Source organism: Carboxylicivirga sp. (assembly GCF_982718395.1).
In genome coordinates this window covers 1-6,346 of the sequence record NZ_CEXQWX010000245.1, presented here as the reverse complement: position 1 = coordinate 6,346, position 6,346 = coordinate 1, and the positions used below count along the sequence as shown (strand labels likewise).

General features: G+C 38.0%; 4 protein-coding genes. All 4 read left to right on the top strand.

The features are described 5' to 3' along the window. The coding region (gene gyrA, locus AC4MRQ_RS24360; RefSeq protein WP_491200338.1) for a DNA gyrase subunit A at positions 1-2,294 on the top strand (2,294 nt) is incomplete at its 5' end. 48 nt (positions 2,295-2,342) lie between these two features. Next, entirely contained in the window at positions 2,343-3,503 is a 1,161-nt protein-coding gene (locus AC4MRQ_RS24355; protein WP_491200337.1) for a tetratricopeptide repeat protein, read from the top strand. Positions 3,504-4,472: 969 nt separating this feature from the next. Next, positions 4,473-5,447 carry an SDR family NAD(P)-dependent oxidoreductase gene (locus AC4MRQ_RS24350; protein WP_491200336.1) on the top strand — a complete coding sequence of 325 codons (975 nt, stop codon included), beginning with the start codon at positions 4,473-4,475 and terminating at the stop codon, positions 5,445-5,447. 168 nt (positions 5,448-5,615) lie between these two features. Continuing rightward, positions 5,616-6,146, top strand: coding sequence for a Gfo/Idh/MocA family oxidoreductase (locus tag AC4MRQ_RS24345; protein ID WP_491200335.1), 531 nt, complete (start codon positions 5,616-5,618; stop codon positions 6,144-6,146). Positions 6,147-6,346: the final 200 nt, after the last annotated feature.

Genomic DNA, 6,346 nt, shown 5'->3' with positions numbered 1-6,346 from the left:
GTGATTCATCGGTATATTTTGCCATGGTGCGTATGGCTCAGGAATGGTCTCTACGCTATCCTTTAGTTGATGGACAAGGAAACTTTGGTTCGGTTGATGGTGATAGTCCGGCAGCAATGCGTTACACCGAAGCGCGATTGAATAAGCTTGCTGAAGAAATGTTGGTGGATATTGAAAAGAACACCGTTGATTTTCAACTCAACTTTGATGACTCGATTCAGGAACCAACAGTATTGCCAACACGTATACCAAACCTGTTAGTTAATGGTGCATCTGGTATTGCAGTAGGAATGGCAACCAATATGCCACCACACAACCTGAAGGATACGATTGATGCGACCATTGCTTATATCGATAATAAAGAAATAGAAATAGATCAGTTAATTGATATTGTCAAAGCACCGGATTTCCCAACTGGCGGTACCATATATGGTTATCAGGGTGTGAAGGATGCTTTCCATACCGGTAAAGGACGAGTAGTAATTCGTGCAAGAACTGATATCGAAATGGAAAGTAATGGACGTGAGAAAATTATTATCACTGAAATTCCTTACCTGGTAAACAAGGCTGAGCTGATTATGAAAATTGCAGACCTTGTTAACGACAAAAAGATTGATGGCATCTCTAACGTAAATGACGAATCGGACCGACATGGTATGCGTATCGTTATTGACCTTAAAAAGGATGCAATAGCTAATGTTGTACTAAACCATCTATATAAGTACACAGCTATGCAAACTTCTTTTGGTGTGAATAATATCGCACTGGTAAATGGTCGTCCTCAATTATTAAACCTGAAAGGTCTGATTAAGTGCTTTGTTGATCACCGTCACGAAGTAGTAACACGTCGTACACAATACGAACTTGATCAGGCTGAGAAGCGTGCCCACATATTGGAAGGCTTAATTATTGCCAGTGATAACATTGACGAAGTGATCAAGATTATCCGCGCGGCACAAACACCAGATGAAGCACGTGAAAATCTGATTAAACGCTTTGAGTTGACTGAAATTCAAGCTCGTGCTATAGTTGAAATGCGCTTACGTCAATTAACCGGACTGGAGCAGGATAAACTACGTGCTGAATATGACGAATTGATGAAAGAAATTGCACATTTGAAAGATATCCTTGCCAATGTGGAACTTCGAATGAGCATCATCAAGGAAGAGCTGGAAGAGGTTAAAGGTAAATATGGCGACGATCGTCGAACTGATATTGTATATAGCTCTGAAGAATTTAATCCTGAAGATTTTTACGCCGATGAAGAAATGATTATTACCATTTCTCATTTAGGCTATATGAAACGTACTCCTCTGGCTGAGTTTAAAACGCAAAACAGAGGAGGAGTAGGGTCAAAAGGGTCAACAACGCGTGATGAAGACTTTATTGAGCACATTTATCCTGCTTCGATGCACAACACAATGTTGTTCTTTACTAAAAAAGGCCGCTGTTTCTGGCTGAAAGTATACGAGATACCAGAAGGAACGAAAAACTCGAAAGGTAGAGCGATACAGAACCTGTTGAATATTGATCCGGATGATACAGTTAAAGCTTTTATCAAAGTTAAGAAGCTGAATGACGAGGATTATATCAATTCGCACTATATAATGATGGGAACCAGAAAAGGTATTGTAAAAAAATCTTTATTAAAAGATTATTCCCGTCCACGTGTGAACGGTGTTAATGCCATTACCATTAAAGAAAATGATGAATTGCTGCAGGCACGATTGACCAATGGAGAATCTGAAATTCTGATGGCTACGCGTTCGGGTAGAGCGATTCGTTTCAACGAAACACAGGCCAGATGCATTGGACGTACAGGTGCCGGAGTGCGAGGGATAACGCTGGCTTCAGAGGCTGACGAGGTGGTTGGCATGGTTTGTGTTAAGGATACAGAGGCCGAAGATATTTTGGTAGTATCAGAAAAAGGATATGGAAAACGTTCGAAGACGGAAGATTACCGGGTGACGAATCGTGGTGGTAAAGGTGTTAAAACCATGAACATCAGCAACAAAACCGGGGAATTGATTACCATCAAGAACGTGACTGATGATAACGATTTAATGATTATTAATCGTTCAGGTATCGCCATTCGTCTGTCTGTTAGCGAGATGCGGGTGATGGGACGTGCCACTCAGGGAGTACGTTTAATCAATTTATCGAAAAAACAGGATGAAATTGCATCTGTGGCAAAGGTAACCTCGGAAGCCGCTATTGAGCAGGAAGCTTTTGAACAGGATGATGATAATGACGATGCGGTAACTGAAAATACAACGGAACAAACTAACGAATGAGGATAAATACTATATTTGCCTCACAAAATCAATCTAAAACTTTTTGAAATGAAAAGATTAGCGCTATTTGCAATTTTAATTTTCAGCATCTCAGCTGTTTTTGCTCAAAAGGGCAAGGTTTCTGCTGCTAATGGGTATTTGGATACCAAAGACCTTGAGGCTGCTAAGAAAGCCATCGACCAGGCACTGGAGCATGAAAAGTCAACTAACTGGCCAAAAACATATATTGTTGCGGCCAAGGTTTATACCGAACTGGCTAAAAGTGGTGAAGATGTTGACGGCATAAAGAAAGCGGTGGAATATTATAAGAAAGCCATCGAATTGGATCAAAAAGGTGATGCCAAAGGAAAAGGTATTGGTAAATATGAAAAGGATATCAAGTTACAGCTGACATTCTTTAAACCAGACCTGACCAATTCAGGTATTGAAGGATTTAATACCGAGGATTTTGGTAAGGCATTGTTTGCCTTCGAAAATGTATTGTATTTTAATGCTTTGCCAATGTTCCAGGCTGATGCTCCGGGCATTGACACAGCAATTGTATACAACTGTGCTTTGGCTGCCTACAATGCAAAAGACTGGCCAAAAGCTGAGCAATTCTTTAACCAGTCAATCGATCTTGGTTATGGAGGCGGTGACGCAGTTCTATTATTAGACCAGGTGTTTGATGCTAATGGTGACAGCGTTAAGGTTGCCGAAAACCTTCAGCGTGGATTCCAGAAATACCCTGAAGATGAGCGTATTTTAACAACTCTGATTCAGTATTACCTGGATGCTCAGCAGAACGATGCAGCGTTGGAATATTTAAATACTGCTATTGAGAAAGATCCTGAGAACCCTTCGTTCTATTATGCGCGAGGCGTATTATATGAAAACATTGATAAAGATAAGGCAATTGAAAACTACGAAAAGTGTCTTGAAATTGATGATGCATTCTTTAATTCTTTGTATAACATTGGTGTAATCTATTACAATAAAGGTGTTGAGCAGCAAAACATTGCTAATGACAAGACTACTACAAAAGAATTCAATGAGGCAATGAAAGTTGCTAATGATTTCTGGGAAAAGTCATTACCTTTTATGGAAAAGGCTCATGAGGTACAACCTGAAGAAGCTGCAGTATTAGAAACTTTAAAGGGTTTATATTACCGATTTGAGCGTATGGATAAATACAATGAGGTAAAAGCTAAATTAGAAGCAATAAACTAAGAAATATGAATTATGGAAGTAGCCGGCATGTTCCGGCTATTTTCAGATATACAAAAATAACATAATATCAAATATAAGACAGGTATATAATAACGCTCTTAGAGAGATATTAAAAACATCCTGATTTTCATAACACTGCAAGCAAAGACAAAAGCTTAGTAGTAATCAACATTCCTGAAGTAGACCAAGAGATTAATTAAAAAAGTTAAAACTCTATCACCCTGATAAAAAACATTATAGAAAAAAGCCAGTAAAATGTTTAACCGCTAATAGTGATTTTCCTGATGTGACGGAGTGCTCACGTTACATTTTTATTAAATTCGCATGTATTTTTAGAAAGAGGTTTTGGACAAACACAGGAAATCACAAATGATTACTCTAATGATAATCTTGAATGCTTTCAATTCAATTGCAGATTATACATTGGAGCTTAGAGCAGGCATTTTATCTCATCGATTTAATAGATATCTTAAGATGCCGTTTATATCACAAATAGATAGTTTAAAGCAGGTATTCTTACGCAAACAGTTATTTATGTGTTGCTATAGCTGTCTGATTAGCGGCTGCAAAAATGTAACTTGAAAAAAGAATAATGCGGTAGGGTAACCTATCCCCTTTTCCGGTGTATAAAAGTCAGGGATCAAACAAAAACCTCATAATTTATTAAACGGTCATGCCATTCAACATTGATTAGGTGGTAATGAATTGGCCATCATGATTAAGCTTAATTGTGAAGCGTTTAATCATTTTTATACAATAGAACAGACTCACACACTGTAACTGAGGAGGCGAAGCTGTGAATGATAGTCAATTGTTTTTAGACAGAAGGCAGTTGTTTAAAAGGATTTCGAGAGAACAGTAATTATCATATTAACAGATTCAAATAGTAATTAAGAAGTTACTCTAATTAACTTCTAAATACTTAAAAACTTTAAGCAACAAACATTAATCCATTCCAACCTATAAATTGTGACAAAAGTATTAATTACCGGAGCTGCAGGCTTCATTGGATTTCATTTATGCCGTTTACTGGCTAAAGGAAATTATAAGATTGTTGGAATTGATTCCGTTAATAACTATTACTCAATCGACCTGAAAAAAACCCGTATCAGGCAATTAGAAAATTTATCCAATATCCGCTTTATCAAAATGGATATATGTGATAAGCCTTCGCTTGACCAACTGTGCCAAACAGAAAAATTTGATGCAATCATAAACCTTGCTGCTCAGGCAGGCGTGCGTTACAGCATTGAACACCCATATAAATATATCGATAGTAACCTTATTGGTTTTATTAATATACTGGAGGTTTGCCGTCATAACCCGGTGAAGCATTTGGTATACGCATCTTCCAGTTCGGTTTATGGTAATAGTCAGAAAATACCTTTTTTGGTGACCGACCGCACCGACGAACCGGTATCATTATATGCAGCCACAAAAAAAGCTAATGAAGCCATGGCTCATAGTTACGCTTCACTTTATAATATTCCGGTAACTGGCCTTCGTTTCTTCACGGTTTATGGTCCATGGGGACGACCCGACATGGCTTATTTCTCCTTTACACGTAAAATTATAAGCGGAGAAGCTATTCAGGTCTTTAATGAGGGCAATCTGGAACGTGATTTTACCTATATTGATGATATTACAGAAGCTATTGAGCGATTGATCGATTTACCTTTTGATACACCGGAAGAAGAGGAAAAACCCTATCGCCTCTTTAATATTGGGAATCATACCCCGGTTAAACTGATGGATTTTATCAATACCCTTGAAAAGCATATCGGCAAAGAAGCCATTAAAGAATTTTTGCCAATGCAAAAAGGTGATGTCTATCAAACCTATGCCGATGTTAGTGACTTGAAGAAGCGTATTGGTTTTAGTCCCCAAACAAGTTTAGATGAAGGCTTGAATAAATTTATTAAGTGGTACAGGGAATATTATTAACTGATATTTATTATTTTAAGAATAACTTATATAGCTTGCAGAGCAAGCAATTTGTAAACCTCAAATTGGTCAAATTATACTAATGTGTTTATCTAAATAAACATGAATTGCATAGCAATTTTTAATTTATGAGAATAAGAGTAAGATCCTTATGATGGAGTTGGTATAATGGATAGTTTCTTTCCCAATGCAGATTTCTTTGTTGAGTTTGAGTGTTTCGATTGTCATATCGAGAAGCTAAAACGCAACAATACGCCTTTGGATTTTGTATCGGTATGCTCGCCCAACTACCTACACGATTCACATATCCGCTTTGTTTTACGCCGTGACGCCAATGTGATTTGTGAAAAACCAATCGTATTAAATCCCTGGAATATTGATGCACTAGAAGATATAGAAAAAAAAGGGAATATCTACACTATTTTACAGTTGCGTCATCATCCAAGCATTATTGCACTTAAAAAGAAGGTAGAAGAAGGTGATCCCAACAAAATTTACGACATCGACCTCTCCTACCTCACATCTCGTGGTCACTGGTACTCCATGAATGGTGAAGAAATTGAATTCAGCGGTAGTTTTACTGATCTACATTCGGTTAGTTACCAGCATGTATTAGTTGGCACCTGTTACCGCATTGGCGATACACGCCAGGCCATTGAAATAGTGCACGATATACGCGATAAAGAAGCTGTTGCCTGATTTGGTGATTATCACCCACTGGCGAAAGGTGAGTTGGCAGAGCATCCGTTTGGCAAGGGCTAAACCGCTTCGCTAATAGACAATACAAAAGGGCTGCAAGCCTTTTACATCGCAACAAGGGGCGATGCTCCTTGTAATTGATATCAAATAATTCACAGGCTGAAACTAAAGCTTAAAATATCAGGCTTTCAGCTTAAATT